24 protein-coding genes are annotated in these 19,291 nt (G+C 43.7%); 6 read left to right on the top strand and 18 right to left on the bottom strand.

The window, feature by feature from the left end:
• Positions 1-5 precede the first annotated feature (5 nt).
• The 6 genes from MHH63_RS08865 to MHH63_RS08840 form a co-directional block, all read right to left on the bottom strand.
• Positions 6-236, bottom strand: coding sequence for a KH domain-containing protein (locus MHH63_RS08865; protein WP_036688600.1), 231 nt, complete (start codon positions 234-236; stop codon positions 6-8).
• A 22-nt stretch (positions 237-258) separates the two neighbouring features.
• The gene (gene rpsP / locus MHH63_RS08860; protein ID WP_036688604.1) at positions 259-531 is read right to left on the bottom strand and encodes a 30S ribosomal protein S16; all 273 of its coding nucleotides are present in this window, start codon (positions 529-531) and stop codon (positions 259-261) included.
• A gap of 54 nt (positions 532-585) precedes the next feature.
• Positions 586-1,974 carry a signal recognition particle protein gene (ffh, locus tag MHH63_RS08855; RefSeq protein WP_036688607.1) on the bottom strand — a complete coding sequence of 463 codons (1,389 nt, stop codon included), beginning with the start codon at positions 1,972-1,974 and terminating at the stop codon, positions 586-588.
• Between the two features lie 21 nt (positions 1,975-1,995).
• On the bottom strand, positions 1,996-2,352 hold the full coding sequence (gene ylxM, locus MHH63_RS08850; protein WP_036688609.1) for a YlxM family DNA-binding protein: 357 nt from the start codon (positions 2,350-2,352) through the stop codon (positions 1,996-1,998).
• A gap of 149 nt (positions 2,353-2,501) precedes the next feature.
• On the bottom strand, positions 2,502-3,149 hold the full coding sequence (gene trhA / locus MHH63_RS08845; RefSeq protein WP_036688612.1) for a PAQR family membrane homeostasis protein TrhA: 648 nt from the start codon (positions 3,147-3,149) through the stop codon (positions 2,502-2,504).
• A 56-nt stretch (positions 3,150-3,205) separates the two neighbouring features.
• Positions 3,206-4,723, bottom strand: coding sequence for a carboxypeptidase M32 (locus MHH63_RS08840; RefSeq protein ID WP_036688614.1), 1,518 nt, complete (start codon positions 4,721-4,723; stop codon positions 3,206-3,208).
• A gap of 162 nt (positions 4,724-4,885) precedes the next feature.
• Here MHH63_RS08840 and MHH63_RS08835 point away from each other — a divergent pair, with 162 nt between their 5' ends.
• From MHH63_RS08835 to MHH63_RS08820, 4 genes are all read left to right on the top strand, one after another.
• Positions 4,886-5,227, top strand: coding sequence for an iron-sulfur cluster biosynthesis family protein (locus MHH63_RS08835; RefSeq protein WP_076127099.1), 342 nt, complete (start codon positions 4,886-4,888; stop codon positions 5,225-5,227).
• Positions 5,228-5,241: 14 nt separating this feature from the next.
• Positions 5,242-5,802, top strand: coding sequence for a beta-class carbonic anhydrase (locus MHH63_RS08830; protein WP_036688619.1), 561 nt, complete (start codon positions 5,242-5,244; stop codon positions 5,800-5,802).
• A 174-nt stretch (positions 5,803-5,976) separates the two neighbouring features.
• Positions 5,977-6,408 carry a hypothetical protein gene (locus MHH63_RS08825; RefSeq protein WP_081383222.1) on the top strand — a complete coding sequence of 144 codons (432 nt, stop codon included), beginning with the start codon at positions 5,977-5,979 and terminating at the stop codon, positions 6,406-6,408.
• A gap of 8 nt (positions 6,409-6,416) precedes the next feature.
• The gene (locus MHH63_RS08820; RefSeq protein WP_036689115.1) at positions 6,417-6,701 is read left to right on the top strand and encodes a YxcD family protein; all 285 of its coding nucleotides are present in this window, start codon (positions 6,417-6,419) and stop codon (positions 6,699-6,701) included.
• 48 nt (positions 6,702-6,749) lie between these two features.
• Here the strand turns inward: MHH63_RS08820 and MHH63_RS08815 are convergent, their stop codons facing one another.
• The 7 genes from MHH63_RS08815 to MHH63_RS08785 all read right to left on the bottom strand — a co-directional run bounded on the left by MHH63_RS08815 (position 6,750) and on the right by MHH63_RS08785 (position 13,010).
• A complete protein-coding gene (locus tag MHH63_RS08815) occupies positions 6,750-7,766 on the bottom strand; it encodes a S66 family peptidase (RefSeq protein WP_339243946.1) in 1,017 nt (338 codons plus the stop codon).
• 160 nt (positions 7,767-7,926) lie between these two features.
• Complete coding sequence (locus MHH63_RS08810; RefSeq protein WP_036688624.1) at positions 7,927-8,304, bottom strand: hypothetical protein; 378 nt, start codon at positions 8,302-8,304, stop codon at positions 7,927-7,929.
• Between the two features lie 80 nt (positions 8,305-8,384).
• Positions 8,385-8,735 carry an Asp23/Gls24 family envelope stress response protein gene (locus MHH63_RS08805; RefSeq protein ID WP_076127105.1) on the bottom strand — a complete coding sequence of 117 codons (351 nt, stop codon included), beginning with the start codon at positions 8,733-8,735 and terminating at the stop codon, positions 8,385-8,387.
• 28 nt (positions 8,736-8,763) lie between these two features.
• Complete coding sequence (locus tag MHH63_RS08800) at positions 8,764-9,870, bottom strand: AI-2E family transporter (RefSeq protein ID WP_076306638.1); 1,107 nt, start codon at positions 9,868-9,870, stop codon at positions 8,764-8,766.
• A gap of 41 nt (positions 9,871-9,911) precedes the next feature.
• Complete coding sequence (locus MHH63_RS08795; RefSeq protein ID WP_341171420.1) at positions 9,912-11,237, bottom strand: sensor histidine kinase; 1,326 nt, start codon at positions 11,235-11,237, stop codon at positions 9,912-9,914.
• Positions 11,238-11,307: 70 nt separating this feature from the next.
• Complete coding sequence (locus tag MHH63_RS08790) at positions 11,308-12,015, bottom strand: response regulator transcription factor (RefSeq protein ID WP_170914177.1); 708 nt, start codon at positions 12,013-12,015, stop codon at positions 11,308-11,310.
• A 155-nt stretch (positions 12,016-12,170) separates the two neighbouring features.
• Complete coding sequence (locus MHH63_RS08785) at positions 12,171-13,010, bottom strand: DegV family protein (protein ID WP_036688632.1); 840 nt, start codon at positions 13,008-13,010, stop codon at positions 12,171-12,173.
• Between the two features lie 170 nt (positions 13,011-13,180).
• Between MHH63_RS08785 and MHH63_RS08780 the strand changes: the two genes are divergently transcribed.
• Positions 13,181-13,405: a hypothetical protein gene (locus MHH63_RS08780; RefSeq protein WP_341171419.1), complete on the top strand. Its 225-nt coding sequence runs from the start codon at positions 13,181-13,183 to the stop codon at positions 13,403-13,405.
• A 300-nt stretch (positions 13,406-13,705) separates the two neighbouring features.
• Here the strand turns inward: MHH63_RS08780 and MHH63_RS08775 are convergent, their stop codons facing one another.
• Genes MHH63_RS08775 through MHH63_RS08760 form a run of 4 tightly spaced genes read right to left on the bottom strand, consistent with a single transcriptional unit; the run spans position 13,706 to position 17,971 of the window.
• Positions 13,706-14,503 carry a PHP domain-containing protein gene (locus MHH63_RS08775; RefSeq protein WP_305953990.1) on the bottom strand — a complete coding sequence of 266 codons (798 nt, stop codon included), beginning with the start codon at positions 14,501-14,503 and terminating at the stop codon, positions 13,706-13,708.
• Positions 14,504-14,537: 34 nt separating this feature from the next.
• On the bottom strand, positions 14,538-15,371 hold the full coding sequence (locus MHH63_RS08770; protein ID WP_076100351.1) for an energy-coupling factor transporter transmembrane component T family protein: 834 nt from the start codon (positions 15,369-15,371) through the stop codon (positions 14,538-14,540).
• Complete coding sequence (locus MHH63_RS08765; RefSeq protein WP_341171418.1) at positions 15,358-17,100, bottom strand: ABC transporter ATP-binding protein; 1,743 nt, start codon at positions 17,098-17,100, stop codon at positions 15,358-15,360. The genes MHH63_RS08770 and MHH63_RS08765 overlap by 14 nt, the downstream gene beginning before the upstream one ends.
• Positions 17,093-17,971, bottom strand: coding sequence for a cell division protein FtsQ (locus MHH63_RS08760; protein ID WP_076127114.1), 879 nt, complete (start codon positions 17,969-17,971; stop codon positions 17,093-17,095). The genes MHH63_RS08765 and MHH63_RS08760 overlap by 8 nt, the downstream gene beginning before the upstream one ends.
• Positions 17,972-18,152: 181 nt before the next feature.
• On the opposite strand from MHH63_RS08760, the gene MHH63_RS08755 reads away from it, so the two are divergent.
• A complete protein-coding gene (locus MHH63_RS08755; protein ID WP_076127116.1) occupies positions 18,153-18,986 on the top strand; it encodes a MurR/RpiR family transcriptional regulator in 834 nt (277 codons plus the stop codon).
• Between the two features lie 31 nt (positions 18,987-19,017).
• Here the strand turns inward: MHH63_RS08755 and MHH63_RS08750 are convergent, their stop codons facing one another.
• Positions 19,018-19,278 carry a helix-turn-helix domain-containing protein gene (locus tag MHH63_RS08750; RefSeq protein ID WP_076190848.1) on the bottom strand — a complete coding sequence of 87 codons (261 nt, stop codon included), beginning with the start codon at positions 19,276-19,278 and terminating at the stop codon, positions 19,018-19,020.
• Between the last annotated feature and the right edge of the window lie 13 nt (positions 19,279-19,291).

The raw sequence follows: 19,291 nt of genomic DNA, 5'->3' as shown, positions 1-19,291 counted from the left end.
ATTATTTAAGATAAAATATCTACAGTTACGCGTTTATCGCTCTTGACTGCTGCAGATGTGACTACTGTACGGAGCGCCTTGGCGATCCTGCCTTGCTTGCCGATGACCTTTCCTACATCATCTGGATGTACGGACAGCTCATAGACAATCAAATGCTCTTTCTCCACAGCCCGTACCGTCACATCTTCTGGATGATCCACTAAAGCCTTAGCAATTACTCCAACTAATTCTTCCATAGAGGACCCTCGCAATCAGTCATTATTTCTGTTGCTTAAGCTCATGAAACTTCTTCATCACGCCTGCTTTGGAAAGCAAGTTGCGGACGGTATCAGATGCTTGCGCACCTGTTTGAAGCCATTTAAGAGCTTTTTCCTCATCGATCTTAACTACTGCCGGTTGTTCAATCGGATTATAATAACCGATTTCCTCGATAAAACGACCGTCACGAGGGGACCGGGAATCGGAAACCACTACACGATAGAAAGGCGCTTTATGCGCTCCCATTCTTTTTAGACGAATACGTACTGCCACGAAAAATCACCTCCTTATAATAGTTTCCAACATTAGTTGGTCAGACATTCAAGATCATTTAAAAGGGAATTTCAGCCCTTTTCCACCACCAAGACCTTTAAGCTGCTTCATGGCATTTTTCTTGGAGGCTTTGCCGCCTCCGCCCATCATGCCGGAGAATTGCTTCATCATCTTACGCATCTCATCAAATTGTTTGATGAGGCGGTTGACCTCAGCGACTGAGGTTCCGCTGCCGGTTGCAATACGCTTGCGGCGGTTATGGTTAATGATCTCAGGCTGTTGCTTCTCCGCCTTAGTCATAGAATGAACTATGGCTTCAACGCGTCCCATTTGCTTATCGTCGACCTTTAAATCTTTAATGCCCTTGGCTTTGTTCATACCCGGAAGCATATCAAGAATTTGATCGATAGGGCCTAGCTTCTTCACCTGATCCATTTGCTCAAGGAAATCATCGAACGTAAACTCTGCATTACGCATCTTACGTTCCATTTCTTTAGCCTTGTCAGTATCAATGTTCGCCTGGGCTTTCTCAATCAGCGACAGCATGTCGCCCATACCCAGAATCCGCGAAGCCATACGTTCCGGATGGAACGGCTCCAGCGCGTCGATCTTCTCCCCTAAAGCGGCGAATTTGATCGGGCAACCGGTAACAGCTTTTACTGACAGTGCAGCACCACCACGGCTGTCGCCGTCGAGTTTCGTCAATACGACCCCTGTAAGCTCAAGCTGCTTATTAAAGCTCTCGGCTACATTCACGGCGTCTTGACCCGTCATAGCATCTACTACAAGAAGTACTTCATCAGGATTTACAACATTGTGAATCTGCTTGAGTTCTTCCATTAGTTCTTCATCAATATGCAGGCGGCCTGCAGTATCGATAATAACATAATCAAGTCCGTTATCCTTCGCATGTTGTACAGCTTGTCTGGCAATTTCTACCGGACTAGTCTGATCACCAAGCGAGAATACAGGAACCTTAATCTGTTCTCCCAGCACTTGCAGCTGCTTGATAGCAGCAGGCCGGTAAATATCTCCCGCAACCAGGAGCGGACGATGATTGCCCTTCTGTAACAGCTTAGCTAGCTTACCCGAAGTGGTTGTCTTACCAGCCCCTTGTAGACCCGCCATCATAATGACGGTCGGTGGCTTGTTCGACTTGGCCAGCTTCGCTTGGCTTCCGCCCATCAGCTCGGTTAGTTCCTTGTTGACGATGTCGATAATTACCATGCCAGGCGTAAAGCTGTCCATGACTTCCTTGCCGATGGACTTTTCTTTCACCTTAGCCACGAATTCTTTAACTACCTTGAAGTTAACATCGGCTTCCAGAAGGGCTAACCGCACTTCACGCATAGCTTCGTTTACGTCTTCTTCGGATACTTTACCTTTACCGCGTAGCTTGCTGAACACATTCTGCAATCTTCCGGTTAAACCTTCAAACGCCATATGCAGATTTCTCCCTTCATGCTACTCTAACCTCTGCAAGCGATCCACGATCTCCGCGAACCGAAGTTTATATTGCTCAGGCAGCATCCCATTCTCCGGCAGTCTGCGCAGCTCTTCTAAATATTTAGTACGACTCTCATGTTTTACTAATAGTCCAAGTTTTTCTTCATAATTCTCAAGGACTTGCTCAGCGCGCTTAATATGCTCATAAACAGCTTGGCGGCTGATTTCAAATTCAGCGGCAATCTCTCCCAAGGAAAAATCATCGTGAAAATAATATTTAAGAAACGTTTGCTGCTTATCTGTAAGCAGTCGTTCATAGAAGGCAAAAAGCAAATTGATACGATTCGTTTTCTCGAGCCTATTCTCCTGACTCATTAAGGACAACCCCTTCGTCAAGGAAAAACACTTTACACCTTCACAACGTCCCTTATGATACCTAAAAGAAAGAGAGATGTCAAGCACTTTTGCTTGTCATCTCTTTCTTTATTAAAAATCCATATTTTCCGCGATAAATCCGCTTGAAATTATTGGATTGGCAGTACATAAATCAATATGGCGAAGAAATGTGTGACACTGCCCGCAAGAACAAAAACATGCCAGATCGCGTGATGGAACGGAAACCCTCTCCATACATAAAAAACTGTACCTAGAGTATAAAGCACTCCGCCAGCCATCAACAGAATCATGCCACCATCCGCTACCACTGCTGAAAGAGGATTCCAGGCGATAACAATCAGCCAACCCATAGCAATGTAGAACACCGTAGACATGAACAAGAACTTTTTAACAAAAAACGCTTTGAAGAAAACGCCAAATACTGCGATTCCCCATATAACACCAAATAAACTCCAGCCAAGTGTTCCCCGAATAGCTACTAGCAAAAAGGGTGTATACGTGCCTGCGATAAACAGATAAATAGAGGAGTGATCGAAAAATTCGAACAAATCCTTCGCCTTGCCCTCTTTGAGACTATGCACAAGTGTTGAATTGAGATACAGAAGCAGCATTGTCGTTCCATAAATGGAGAAGCTGACTACATGCCATGCCGTTCCTTTCAGACTTGCAAAAACAACAAGCAGGACAAGTGCAGCGACGCTTAATACAGCTCCGATCCCGTGCGTAATCGCATTCGCGACTTCTTCTCTCCGGGTGTAGGTGTGAGTATTTGCCATATCCATATCCTTCCGTCTAAGCTTTCTTTCTATTATACCACGCGGACCTCACTGGATTACAGTTTGTAAATCTCCGTGTATTTCTCCTCCAAATAATCAGCCAGATAATCTGGACTGAGCGGCTCACCTGTTACTTGTTCGATAATTTGCGAAGGGGTCAGGCTTTTTCCGAAACGGTAGATTTTTTCTGTTAACCATTCTTTAATTGGCAAAAGATTTCCCGCAGCAATCAATTCATCGTAGTTCGGCAGCTCCTTGCGGAGTGTATTCAAGATTTGGGCAGCATACATATTTCCCAGAGAGTAGGATGCAAAATATCCGAAGTCTCCACCGGACCAGTGCACGTCCTGCAATACACCAAGCGCATCATTAGGCGGTGTAATACCTAAATATTCTTGATATTTAGCATTCCATACCTGAGGCAGATCTTTGACAGATAGTCCTTCATTAAAAATAAGCTTTTCGATCTCGTAACGCACAATAATGTGCAGATTGTATGTAAGCTCATCTGCTTCAATTCGGATGAATGAATTTTCCACACTGTTAATAGCCCGGTAGAAATCCTCTACATCTACATTAGCAAGCTGCTCTGGGAAATGCTGCTGCAGATCACCGTAATAACGTTGCCAGAACGCACGGCTGCGGCCGATCATATTCTCCCATAGTCTCGACTGAGATTCATGAATCCCCATCGAAGCGCCTTGAGCCAGTGGTGTTCCCACTAAATCTTGGCTGATATTTTGTTCGTAAAGCGCATGTCCACCTTCATGCAGTGAGCTGAAGACGGCGCTAGTCACGTTATCAAGTAAATAAGCGGTCGTAATACGAACGTCACCTGGATTCAGCCCTGTAGCAAAAGGATGCACACTCTCATCCAAGCGGCCTGCGTCGAAGTCATAGCCCATTTGCTTCAGAATAAAGTTACCAAACTTTTGTTGCTGCTCTTTAGGGAAAATCTGCTGCAAGAAGCTGGTATCTGGTTTATTAGGTGAAGCAGCGATAGCTTCCACTAACGGAACCAAGCGGCTGCGGAGGCGACTGAACACTTCATCCACCTTTTCTACCGTGAGATCAGGCTCATACATATCTAGTAGCGTATCGTAACGTGTGCCATTTACACCCCAATAATCGATGAACTCTTGTTTCAGAGCTACGATTTTACTCAAATAAGGTTCAAATGTAGCAAAGTCATTGTTCTCCTTAGCTTCTTCCCAGATCGTTTGGGAATGAGCAGACAGGACAGCGTACTCTTCAAATCTTTTGGAAGGAATACTCTTACTGCGCTCATACTCTTTGCGGCAATCGTTGACGATCTTTTGTTGATTAGCTGTAAGCTGGCTCAACACTTCTGGACGGCTGAAAAATGCTGTAAAGTCACCCATCTCCTGTGAAATCTCAAGTCTGAACAATTCTCCACTCAGCATCCCAATCGTACCGGAACGAACTTCTACTCCCTTACGTGGTGCACCTGTGCGCAAATCCCAGTGCATTAATTCTATGGCCTCTGAATATCCACTAATTTTTGCTAATAACTCGCTGAATTGTTCCCATCGTTCCTTTACTTGTTGTTCCATTCTACTCCACCTGCTTTCTCTGTTTTACAGACTCCTCTTGATGATACTTTTTTGAATGAGTATAATCAACTTCAGAGATACATCTCTAATTTTAAATATTTAATGAGTTACATAAGAAGCAGACCATGCTTCGAACAAAAATCAAGGAGCGTGAACAGGGCTATGATGATTCAAGTTACACCTCTCGCAGAAAGGAAGTTGAAGGAAAGGCTTGGAGATCAGCCAGGATTTTTCAAGCTCTTTTATGATACGGTAGGCTGCGGGTGTGACGGAATTAATGTGTTACTGATTGTTTCAGAAGTGGAGCAAGGCGATTCTAGGATAGAGACGAATTCTCTTCCCTTTATCGTAAGCCGGCAACAGGAAATCTTTTATGAAGACAAGATGCGACTCGATGCAGAGGAACGTTTCTCTTCCTATAAGCTGGTCAGTGATTCTCAGATTTATGGCAACAATATCATGGTAAGAGATATGCGCAACGTAAGTACAATTCAAGGAATTTGAGGGAGGAAGCTAATATGAGCCACGTATCAGAAATTATTAACTTTAATAAAAGTTTTGTAGAGAATAAGGACTATGAAGCTTATTTAACCAGTCGTTATCCTGACAAAAAAATGCTGATCATCACCTGTATGGACACTAGACTCGTTGAATTATTGCCGAAAGCCATGAATTTCAAAAATGGTGATGTCAAAATCATCAAAAATGCTGGTGCGGTTATTTCTCAACCTTTTGGTAGTGTTATGCGTAGTGTAATGGTAGCTCTATATGAACTAGATGCTGAAGAAGTAATCGTGGTTGGACACTATGAATGCGGTATGGCCTCCCTCAATGCGGACCATATGATCAATTCCATTAAAGAACGTGGAGTATCTGAAGAAGTGCTGTCTACACTGGAGAATTCCGGAATCAAACTTACAAAATGGCTGCGTGGGTTTGACAATGTCGAAGAAGGGGTAATTCAGACTGTGGACCTGATTAAACGTCATCCACTGCTTCCTCCTAATGTACCTATCCATGGCATGATCATCGATCCGGCAACCGGAGCGCTTGAGCTTGTCGCTGATGGGTATAAGTAACGAATGACGACTCTCTAACTGCTGTTTGCGTGGATCCTGGATCCACGCTTTTTTTGTGTATAAAAGTATAAATTATGATAAATAAAATTGAAACCTTGTGGGACATGTCTGCGTATTACCGACCATACACAAAAATTCATGCTCACAGGAGGGTTTTCGTACTAAATGAAACCAATGAAACGCGTAATGATGATTCTAATGGCCTTCACTCTGTTTTTTGCAGTGGTTGCTCCAGACTTTGCCGATGCACGTCGAGGTGGCGGCGGATTCAAATCCGGCACTCGCAGCTATTCAACAACTCCAAAAAAATCAACAACAACAAATAACATCAAAAAAAGTGACAGCACTAAAAGTTCCACAGCAGGATCTGCTGCAAATACAAAACGTGGCTTCTTCAGCGGCGGCAGCTTAATGAAAGGCATGATGATCGGTGGTTTGGCTGGATTATTATTCGGTGGAATGTTTGGTGGAATGGGAGCTTTTGGTGACTTCCTAGGCTTTGCCGTTAATATGCTAGCTATCTATGTATTGGTTATGCTCGTGATGTCCTTCTTCCGTCGTAGAAAAGAACGTCGCCGCTTAGAAGAACAGGATGGTCGTTACTAATGTCTACAATTGTTCTAAGCATGGATGAGATCATCAATGCCCTCTGTCTGCACATGGCGGAACGAAAGGCTGTTCGCCCAGAGGATGTTCAGGTAGAACTGAGCTGGGAAGAAGATACCGGTTACTCTGCAGAGGTTTGGGTACAGGGCCGCAGTCAATTTCTAGTGGAGTCCAATATGATTGAAGCGATCTTGCGTTACATGCTCAGCGAATATGGTGTTCGCGCCTATCGTGAAGATGTAAGACTGGACCTGGATGAGGAAATCACAGCGATTGTAAATACAGGGAACTAATGATAGTAAAAGGGACAACCCGAGGGGTTGTCCTTTTTTGATATAACGCTATTCATAGAAATATTGCTTTACCGTCCCTACTCCGTCTGCCACTTCAATTTCTACATAAGCTCCATTAATAAAAGTAACCTGCGGCGGGACATGACCACAATCGATATCATAAACGATCGGTACCTTAAGCTCTTCAAATAGTTCAGCATAGATATCCTCGACAGTATAGTTATCCACAGGCCGATTAGCTGGACTTCTGCCAAACATAATCCCCGAACAATTCTCAAACCACCCTGCCAGCTTCATCTGCACTAAAGATCTGCGTAAATCCGCTGTGTTCAATTCACAATTTTCCAAATACCAAACTATAGGTTCGTCATGAATCATTTCTTGCTGAAAATGCTGGAGCTTTCCATAAGGTGTGCCGATCAAATGCCTAATTACATCTATACAACCACCCAACAGACGTCCTTTCATCGTTACAGCATCTGTAGTTAGAGACTTCCAATAAGTCTCCTCTGTCAAATGAAAAACGCATGGCGAGGGCACATCATGTTGCCATTCCCGCTGATATTTAAGAGATGAATGCTGCACAATGGACCCACCCACTGGTGTCTCTAGAACCGCCTGCCAGAGGGTTGTAGTATCATCCGAATACTCTCCCCGTAAATCAATGAGATTCGCTCCGTGGGCAGTAGCCAACCCGGTTGTCAGCGTGACCGCAAGCAGCAAGACGCTTATATCTGAATATCCCACGATCCATTTGTCCTGCAAAGCATCAAAATCAATAAATTCCAGAGCTTCAATTAACAATTCCCCGCCCCAAGGCGGAATAAGGACATCGATTCCATCATCTTTGATCATCTCATTAAACTCATGACCACGAACATTGGCTGGTGCAGATTTAGCCTTATCTTGCTTCCATGCCGTTTCGCCGATAATGACATTAAATCCTTGCGACTTCAACCGGCTGGAGGCCAGTGTTAGTAGTTCTGCATTTTGAATGCCTACTCCAGATGAAGGTGCTGTAACGCCTATCGTCGCATTCTTTTTCAAAAAAGGGTATCTAATCATATGCCACCTCCCAGAGTTTGTACCCATTATATCCCTAAAGTGATAATGAGAACACCTTCTTCTAACACATACTTTACGCCTACAAAAAAAGGACCTGGCGGGATGCGTCAACGTATGACCGCAAATCCTGCACATGTCCTTCTTCAATTAAACCCAAACACTAGATTAAAGAGATAGCAAGCAGTTCAAACAACACAAGCGGTAAAATCACATTATTATTGTATGGGGGACCTGGATAAGGTCCTGGATATGGGCCAGGTCCCGGGCCCGGATGAGGATGATAAGGCTGATGAGGGTTGTAAAACCCTCGGGGCATTTGCCCATTAGCTGCAACGTTCAGATACAAGTGTTTATTATCTACTCCGGCTATAACGCCTTCATGTACAAAGCCATCTATTGTCTGTACGTTCACCTTATGGTTAAGGTATGGCTTGCAAGATTGATGTAGGGAATCGCGGACACCGTGCAGGTGCCGGATCACAGCAGGATCAGCCTGATAAATCACATTCTGTTGCTGCCCAGTGTTAAATGTCGACATGGATGTTCTGACCTCCGTAAATGGATTTGCTCCATTCTATGCAGAAGCCTAGATTACGGTGCCTATTAAATGGGCTATTCTTAGAATGGCAGAGCGACCTTCTCAACCTTAACATTTACAGAAACTAGAGACAGTCCCATCATATTTTCAACAGCATTTCTTACATTTTGCTGCAGTATATAGCAGACCTCTTGAATCACACATCCGTAATTAACTATGACCTGAAGATCGATGGCAACATCCACTTCTTTTACTTCAACGGACATTCCTTTTTTTACATTTTTACCGCTTAGACGTTTAGCCCAGTTGTCCGAGATACTGCTTCCTGACATGCCGGCAATACCCGGTGTGTCCAGAACCACTTGCCCGACGATCGAAGTCACCACATCATCTGAAATATGAATTAGTCCTTGCTCCGTTCCTTCATTCATAGAAATCCCTCCATAATGTTTTATTAACTTAAGAGATATCAGGACTCTCCTCTACCTCTATCTCTACCCGGCGTTGCTTGACAAACAAATAATAGGCCTTGGTCAAGACGATTTTAACAATCATATACAGCGGAATAATCAGCAATATCGCAATGATCCCGCCTAAATCACCGCCAACTAATACCAGGATAATCGTTGTCAGTGGATGAATATCGAGCTTTTTCCCAAAGATGTAGGGAGCGATTAAATTATCCTGTATCTGCTGCGCTACCAGAACAATGATGATGGACCAGACGGCGATAGACGGCGATTGAATGAATCCGATGATGAAAATAGGGATACTAGACAGTATCGCACCAATAAAAGGCACGAAGTTCATCACAACTGCGATTACAGTCAACAGCAATGCATATTGCAGGCCGATAATAAGGAAACCAATATACATCAGAACGCCTAAGGCTAAATTAACAAGCACCCGGCCCACGATAAAGCCACTAAGCGCACTGTCGATTTCAGTCATCATTGTAGTTCCTTCTTCACGATACTTCTTTGGAAAGAAACTTACAATCTTACGTCCGAATTTCCCACCTTCCTTAAGCATGTAGAATAACATAATCGGAAAGGTGAATAAAATGATCGCGAAATTCGAAACAAAAGAGAACAATCCTGATACGTAATTCGTTAACAGCGTAAACCCTTTATTCAAATAATCCGTCAATGTGGAGGCTGGATTCGCATCAGCAGGGATCAACGCAGACAGAAATTCATTATCTTCTAGTTTCAATAGCTGTTGATTCAAGGAGGCAATGAGATTCGGCATATTATCGACGAAATTAACTAATTGTGTGCGAAGTGAAGGCCAAACGCCGATAATAAAAGCAAACAGAAGCACTAAAATAACTACATATACGATGATAATCGCCAAAGAACGATTCAGCTTATATTTCTCCAAGGTATCGATCAGTGGCCGCAGCAAGTAATAAAAGAAACCCGCCAGCATTAAAGGCACTATAATGACACTGAACAAAGACAGGATCGGTGTGAATAAAAAATCTACGCGTGAGCCTAAAAATACAATGCCTAACACTAAAAGAATCGCTAGACAAACTTTGATGAAATTGTTCAGTTTAGCCATACTTTCTCTCCCGTCTTCTGATTTGGATGTCTTCCAGCTCGTTATTTCGGAATCCGGATGGTGAATACCGTAGGTTCCTTCTTTCGGCGACTGAGATGAAGCGTACCCCCCATTTTCTCTGTATTTTTCATAGCTATCGAGAGACCTAGCCCTGTCCCTCCCGAAGCTGTCCGCGCTTTATCTCCCCGAACAAACGGATCAAACATTGTGGACCACAGCTCTTCTGGAATACCCACTCCAGTATCAGCGATTTCAATCGTGACTTCTTTCTCCAAAGGAATCACCTCCACACGCAAATGTGTACCTGGAGGATTATAGATCAGTGCATTGGAGATCAAATTATGAACCACACTCGAGAGCAGCTCCGCATCAAAGTTCAAGAACACATCCTCTTCGGGAACATTTAGATGCAAAACAAAGTTCTTTTGTTCAATCTCTCCGTAGGTATCTGCAATGATTTCACGAATAAATTCGCCCAGTTCTTGATGTTCCATTCGTAGCAAGAAATCCGGTGAATCTATTTTTAACAGCTCCAGCATGTTCTGAATCAGCTTAGTAACCTGTGAGGATTTATTATAAATATAGCTTAAATATCTTTTTTGGCGTTCTTCATCCTCGCCTCTACCCTCTACAAGCGCCTGGGCAAAGCCCTGTATACTCGTTATCGGCGTCTTCAGATCATGAGATAGATCAACCATCATCCGTTTCTTACTTTCCTCTGCCTGGCGTTTTTCTTTGGTCGTCTTTTCAATTACGTCTGCCATATAATTAAAAGTCTCTCCAATTTGCGAAAATTCCTTCTCTGCATATAAAGCGATTCGAGTATCATAATTCCCCTGAATCATCTGCTTCAATCCAAGCGTGATGATACGCAGTGGTTTCCTGATTCGCCGCGCTACCCAATAGCTGTACACGATAATTAGCAAAAGAATCATTCCCACACCCAAAAAGACGTAGTATGAAAGCGAATGATTAAAGTAGGCCACGAAGGGATCACTATTAATGGTGATGGTGATAGCTTCCCGCGGCAGCTTCAAGAGCAGCCACTCCGATTCGCTCTGAGCATTTAGCGTGGTCAACGAGTAAAAGTAAGCTTGATCTTCTCCATTTTCCAAACTTTTTAAAAGCTGGTTACTGGTATATTGGGTTACACCGTCTTTTTTTTCTCCAACAACCTTGGTGACCTTCATGTCTTGATCCAAGATCTCGATCCATCCCCCGCTACGCAGAAGACGTTTGGTTTCTATCCCATGCTCCAGATTATCTCGATAAGCACTAGCTTCCACCTTCAAATCAGGATCAGCGATTTTATTTTTTTCAAAAATATGGGTCACATCAAGATTAATAAACAAATAATATACAATCACGAGAAAAAACAAAATACAGATAAACAACAAAAAATCCAGCGTCAGCGATGATTGTAAAGGTCGTTGATCTCTATTGCTCCATAGGCGCTTCAATTTTGTATCCCAGCCCTCTAATAGTCTTTAAATATACTGGCTTTTTGGAATCTTCCTCAATTTTTTCCCGGATATTGCTGATATGTACCATGATACTATTATCTTCGTACACATAGAAATCTTCCCACACGGCCTCATATATTTTTTTGCGTGTAAAGACTCGTCCAGGCTGCTTCATCATTAGTTCCAAAATTTTGTACTCGGTAGAAGTAAGCACCACAGGTTCACCAGAACGATAGAGCAGACACTGGCTTTGATCCAGCATTAATTCACCTAATACAATCTGCTCAGCTTCTTTTTCCTCAACGACTTGCGCATCGAAATGATGTACACGCCGCAGCAGTGCTCCAACACGGGCTACTATTTCTAATGGATTAAACGGTTTGGAAATATAATCGTCGGCTCCTAGTTCAAGACCCAGAATTTTGTCATGATGTTCGCTTTTGGCGGATAAAAATAACACTGGAAAATGATGCACCTCGCGGATCTTTTTCAATAATTGCAGTCCATCCAGACCCGGCATCATAATATCCAGAATTGCCAAATCAACTTTATGGTTCTGTACCTGTGTTAAGGCTTCAGTACCACTGTTTGCTTCCAAAATGTTGTACTCTTTCTCTAAATATAATCTTAGCAATTCCACAATTTCCGCTTCATCATCAGCGATCAATATTGTATACATGATAATCCCCCCATCTAACTATATTCTGTGATTATTAACAGAGCCTAAACACAATCTAAAGAATAGCTAAATTATCACATAGTAATAAAATAAAAATCGCACACGGGAAACCGTCCCATGTACGATCGTAATTTGTCTGGATTGTGAGGATCACTACTTTAAAAAGCTACGCCAATTCCGCCTTCCCCAGCATAGGTTCCCATAACCGGCCCCATGCTTGAGAGTAAGACTTCTTTGAAGGGATGCTTTAGTAAAATGCGTTCTTTAATCTCGAGTGCCAGCTTCTCACAATTACTGTGTACAATAGCGATAACCGCTTTCTCGTAATCATGCTGCTTCTCATCCAAATGCGCTAGCAGACGATTCAGTGCTTTTGGAAGACCCCGGGTCTTCTCCACTACTTCGACAGTGCCTTCTTCGCTGATTTTGAGCAGCAACTTTATATTGAGTACAGACGCTACGGCTCCCGAGAGCCGACTTAGACGTCCGCCTTTCATTACATTCTCCAGAGTGTCCAGCGTAAAATAAGCGTTAACTTCCTCTATCTGCTGAAGTACCTTTTCCTTGAGCTCTTGCAAGCTTGAACAAGTTAAAGACCACTGCGCCGCCAGTCCTACAATCAATGACAGCCCGCCTGAGAAGTTTTTGGAATCTATAACCTCTATTGCATTGGTATGTCCTTCATCCTTATACATTTCCATAGCAATCATAGCCGTCTGATAAGTGCTACTAATATTAGAGGACATACAAATGACCATAATGTCAGTTCCCTCCTCCACTTGCTTGAACTTCTCAAGGAATTCGTTGGGACTTGGACTAGCTGTGGTAGGCAGCTCCTTGGATTCGCGCATTTGAGCATAAAAGCTTTTCGTGTCCGTATCTGCCGGCATTAACTCATGCCCAAAATGAACCGGTAGGTGGATCACGGAAACATTATACTTCTCCATGTAGTCAAGGGGTAGGTCTGAACCGCTGTCTGTTATGATCTTGATTGCCATAATATAAGTACTCTCCTTTCAATATCAGTACTATTATAGCCACCATAAAATGAAATCTCCAGTAACCTTTATAACTTGAAAAATTCTTCGATCTGTGCTATGTCTTTCTTCCTTAACTTGTCCTTATATGATATGGTTTATGAATAAGCGTATAGAAATGGAGTGTATGTATGAGTAAGGGTAGAGTATGGAACAGAGGCAAACATGATGGTACAGGACTATCGAGGAAAAAAACCGGAGATCAAGAGGGTGCAGCTTCTACTGAAATTGAATCCACAGAACCTTCGAATGAACCTTCCAATTCAAGAATTGATACCGTAAAACCGATGAATCGCACGAATTGGGTGACCAGACCCACCCGAGTCAGCAATAAAGATTCGAAAGACAAACGATAATTCATACATTCTGAGATTTGAGGACCCAGATGACGTTACTGGCAAATTTCCAGCCTTTTGAGCAGAGTTTCGGACTCCAGAGCCGTTATTCCGTAGAATGAGGTTCATATATGGTGTTTTCCGTGCCATTAGTGGCTATGGAGTCCGTTAGCATCCCAAATGCGGAATAAAACTGCGTTTAAGGTCATCTGTGTCCGATAGTTATCTTTGTACATGCAAAAGTAATGAAATCCAGCGAACAACAAAAAGGGTTGTCCCAGTAGCCATTTCATGGCTTATGGAACAACCCTCTTCTATTTTCTACGCCATATATCCTAACTCCGCTTCATCTCTGGAGGGAGCTTCGCCAATTAACTGCTTCAATAGTTTTTTCATCATTACCGAAGCCTTTACTTTGGTATGAAGACACGGAGAAACCTCTATTTCATAGTTCCCTTGTTTGATAGCTTCCTTCAATTCTTCCACCGTTGAGCAGGAGTCTTGCAGTCGATTCACAACACTGCCATACTGCAAACACTGATGACTGTCACTGCCAGCAATCACAGGCACACCCAACTTCTCAGCAAAGGGCGTGATCAGGTTCTTATAAGTTTCCACCCCCTGCATGTAAATATCCTTAGCGTTGAAATCAAAAGCGTCTAATCGCTGAAGCAATGCCGGATCCAGTTGATGTAAAGGCGTAGAAGTTCGGAAGGGGTGGGCTCCGATTTTCCAAAGATTATGTTCATCGGCCATATCAAGCAACTGCTTAAAAGGTATGAATTCCCCCTCCTGCGTATGCTCATCTAGTAAAGCGCGGACAGCTAGAACATTCTCCTTCAGTCCGATCAACAGGATGTGACCTGTCTCCGCGATATCCACTTCCATGCCTGGAAACAGTTTAAGTCCGTTCACATCGTAATAATGCCCGTTATAGGGATAAGTCTGATCCAGCGCATCATACATCGCAAAGAAATTAGAAGTATTAAAATGCTCGGTCAATGCTACAGCCTGTAATCCATTCGCCTTGGCTTCGAACATCATCTCCGCAAAATATTCGGGTGAAAACGTAGATTTCTTAGATAATTTACCATGGGTATGCAGATCAATATTCATCATGTCTAATTCGTCTCCTTTGAGCTTGTAAGTTATGTTAATACACCAGTTCAGGGTAGAGATAACCAATACAGAATATCAAGATGACATAAGCAGTGGATCCGGATAAAAAGTACCAGTCGGACCGCTTCATTTTCAAATAAGATAACTTGATCTTCTTCACTTTCTTATTATTAAGGCCGTAGCTAAATCCCCGAGTCTCAAGTGCTTCAATCGTTGTTCGAGAACGTTTAGCTGTGTTCAACATGAGCGGGTAAAATGCCAGAATGACGATTCGCAAATAATACGTTATTGTTCGCCAATAGAAAATTCCATGTTGAAGCGGTCGTTGCCCTCTCAATCTAAAGGAAAGTAGGATCTGATGGAATTCCTCTAGTAAAGTAGGCAAAATACGATAGCCATAAGATAAGCTGAATGCAAAGGTATCAGGGATTCCTAAAGACAGTAAGCCGTCACTAAGTCGTTCCGGATCAAGACTAGAGAAAACCGTTATACTCGCCAGCGAAATCACCGAAAGCTTAAGCGTCAGTGTCAGCATAGGCAGCAAGGATTCAATCCCCCCACCGAAAAAGAGCGACAATATAAACATCCAGCCAATCTGGCTGATTAAGCCGAGACATAATATAAAAATAATATAAGGGCTGACCCGGGAGAGGACGGTCGTTAAAACCATAAGCACGAACATCCCTAACAGGATTGTCCGGTTATGTACAAACCAAGGCACGATGGCAAAAAAGAGATACCAGAGCAGCAGGGTTCGCGGATCCAGCCTGCCCAGAAAAGTGCTGCTGCTGTTATATGCGGTCCCGAGTAACTCCAATTTGATTTGTTCTACAGATATACGGTCAAGTGCCCGTTTAACGGCTTCCATGGATTGCAGCTACCTCCTTCTTTTCCACTAAACTCACAAACTCTTCTAAGCTACTGCAAATTCTAGGGAGACCGAGCATACGACTTAGCTCCATCAATTGGGTCTGTGCCAGACCCGCACGCCGTAAAAGAAGGCCGTCAGCGAAAATTTCATCCTTCGTCCCATCCGCAATTATCCGCCCTTGATGCATTACAATTATTCTGCTGGCCCATTCAGAGACAAGCTGCATATCATGTGTTGCGATGACGACCGTCTTCACATGATTACGAAGCGTCTCCAGCACATGTACCATTTCTTGTTTGGTCGAAATGTCCAGATTAGCTGTCGGTTCATCAAGCAACATGATAGCAGGCCTAACCGCGGCACCAATCGCCAAGGATACCCGGCGCTGCTGCCCTCCACTTAGCAGTCGGGCATCCCGTTCAGCCAGCTCGCTTAAGCGAAATGCCTTTAGCATCTCATCCACTCTTCCATCCGTATCTGGTAGTTTCCGCGCCTTCAGATAATAAGCAATTTCCTTACGCACAGAATCCTCGATAAACATTTCCTCCGGATTCTGGAATACGTAAGCTACCGTACCGGAGAGACGTTCAGGCGGCAGTCCGTTCACCGTCATATCTTTAACCTTTACGGTTCCAGCTGTAGGTCTGACAATACCAGCAATCAGCTTCATTAATGAAGATTTACCTGCTCCGTTGTTGCCAATAAGAGCAATGGACTCTCCCCGCCCCAGTTCTAGCTGAATTCCATTCAGTACAGGATGCAGCACCTTATGAATCGTACGGTAAGAGAGGTGAACATTCTCCAGCTGAACGATAGAATTTTTTTCTTTTGCAGCTATGGGGAGCTGCTCTTGCATACGTCCGATTGGAAGTGTCTCCTTGGCATCCTGACGAAGCGTCATGCGGGTACTGCCTTCCTCAGCATTTAAGGGAAGCCGCCTTGTCTTCTGATCGTCGGGCTGTAGCAGCCAAGCCGCCCGGGTCACATCCGGTGGGTATATGCCCAGCTCTAGCAATTCTTGTACAGATGACAAAGCTTCACGCACAGGCTTCTGCCAGCGCATTTTCCCCTGATCCATCAGGACAACATTTTTGCAATAATCCGCAATAAATTCCGCATGATGCTCAATCACTACAATGGTCTTTCCATGCTCCTCATTCAAACGCTGCAAAATATCATAGATATGACGGGCATGCTGCGGATCCAGCTGGGCTACGGGTTCGTCGATCACCAGAATTTCCGGATCCATAGCTAGGGCTCCAGCTAGAGCGAGCAGATGTTTTTGCCCACCACTTAACTGCCAAATAAATTCGTGCCTCAAGTCACTAAGTCCGGTTAACGCCAGCGCACGCTCTCCCCGTTCCTTGTAATCCGTAAACCCATAATTTAGAGGTGTAAAAGACACATCATCAAGCACAGTCGGCCGTACCAATTGATTCTCGAAATCCTGATAAACATAACCGATACGTTTGGACAGCTCTGCTACACTTTTTCCATCCGCAGATTGGCCGCAAACTGTCACCTCTCCACTGAAATCACCAGTGTAATAATGAGGAATTAAGCCGTTAAAGCATTTGCAGAGAGTAGATTTCCCGGAGCCATTACTGCCGATGATCGCAATAAAATCTCCTTCTCCCAGTCGTAAGTCTACGTCTTGCAATACTGGTTGTTCGGCTCCCGGATACGTAAAGTTAATTTTGTTCAATTCAAGAATTGTATTACGCATCTGCTTGACCCGCTTCCTGTCTTTTTCGTGCCGAACGCCGAAGCAGTGCAATAATCGCCGTTGCCGCTACAACAGCCGCTACCAACATACTGAGCCAAATCAAGGTCTTTTCATTCGATTCCGCGCCTGCAAGCTCAAAATCACCGAAGTTCCAGCCCGATTCCGATAACAATTCCGAACCCACCGCTACCATCACTAGAAAGGTTCCGGCAATGACCAACTTGGGAGATAGCCATGCTCCTGTTGCATATTTCATATTCCGCTCACGTGGCTTCATGCCGAGCAATGGTTCAATTTTTCCATATAAACGCGGAACCAGATACATAGTAGGAATTAGCGCGAACAAAATACCGGAGAAGAGGACATCATTCAAGAACCCTACTCCCTCAATTACAACGATACTTTCTGCCAGTCCTTTAACAGCCTCTAGCTCTTCTACCCCTACCCATACCTTCACAATATCTATAACGGAGCTAAAAAACTGGTGAATCGCCACGCCGGTAATCGCAGCCACTCCAACCTGTCTACGATTCTTCGGATCAGATACCATGCGGCCTGCGGTATACATCGCCAGTGAGAAGGTAATGAATTTCTCCAGCTCCCCTAAACCTCCAAATTGGCCTAACATCAATTCCCCGAAGATTACCTCACCAACAGCTGCTCCGACCGCCGCATATAAGGGGTGAAACAACATACATAATGTCAAAGGAATGAAGGCGAAATATTCAATGGATAATTCAATCGGGCCCAGTTTGATCCCAGGCACTAGCTCGGTAAACATATTGGACAACCCGTAAAGCGACATCGACAGTACAAAAATCATCATTTTTTGTGACTGAGTCAGTGTGTAACGCGTTTTTATCGTGCTCATGAAATATTTGGCCTCCCAATAAGAATTTATCTTCATTATAAGAAGGCCATGTCATCACAGCTTTTTTCATTTGTTAAATGAGAGTAATATTTTTTTCAATATTTTTAACGTTGTAAAAATATTTACAACATATTCACACGTTATATTCTATCTATCGCATCATCATAGGAGGATTGAGAGATTGTATAAAGATTGGAACCACCGCGCTTTTTCGCCTAATCAACGGATAATTGCCGACTTTATTCAAAAAAATGAGCAACGTGTGGTCTACATGACCGAACAAGAAATGGCAGACGAGCTGCATTTGAGCATCGCCTCCGTTTCACGGTTCTGGAAAGCTGCGGGATACAAACATGCCAAAGATTTTAAAAACCGGCTCCGTTTCCGCTTTGAATCCACACCTTCTGTAAAAATGCGTGATGCCATGCAGCGATCAGACGATACCTCACTCCCTCAACTGCTGCTGGACAATTGTTCACATCATTTGCAAGAAACACGCCGCTATTTAAGCGACGATGTACTAAAGCGTGCAGTAGATGCGATATCTACAGCTCGGATTATTTATGTATACAGCCCTGGACCTTGCGCCGGATTAGCAGAGCTAATGATCTATCGAATGGCGCGTTTTGGTCTTCAAATGAAAAAAATGGCCCCCAGCGGCCATGAGCTGCTAGAGACCTTAATGCATGCTGACAAACAAGATGTCTTGCTTGTCTTTGGATTTGTGCAAATACTGCCTGAGATTGAAGTCATACTGAACCATGCACGTGAAGCAAATTACCAGGTCATCCTGATCACAGATAGACTTGTCTACCCGCGATCCCAAGATGCAGATATCGTGCTTTATGCGGGGAGAGGTGAGGTTTGGGAGTTCCATTCCATGGTTGGCCCCACCTATATTATTGAGAATCTGATCCTTGGAGTGGGATTAGCGAATAGGGACAGTAGTCTAAGCAAGCTGGATAAATTGCAGCAATTGCGCGCGCAGTATGGGGGGAAGCTCCCACGGAGTTAGGTTTAGATTTGACTGCAAGGATAAGGGGAATTTAATTCATTCCTAAAGCTTCTTTAATTTGTGGGATAGATAAACCGTTTGCTTTCATTTCTTTGATCCAAAGAATGCGCGCGACGGTTTCTTCTCTTTTATATCTGCGTGTTAAATTCTCCTCTGCCTGTTCAAAGGGCAGCATGCCTTCTTCTGTATAATGTTTGAGTGTACTATAACGAGTATTTGTGATTCTTACTAATTCCCCTATCGATACATATTCTGACGCCATAATATTCTCCATGGATCGTTGTCTAGACATTGATAACCAACTC

It is taken from the genome of Paenibacillus sp. FSL H3-0310, assembly GCF_038002785.1.
Taxonomy (GTDB): domain Bacteria; phylum Bacillota; class Bacilli; order Paenibacillales; family Paenibacillaceae; genus Paenibacillus_AQ; species Paenibacillus_AQ odorifer.
The sequence above is the reverse complement of the archived record's forward strand: the minus strand, read 5'-3'. Positions and strand labels throughout refer to the sequence as shown.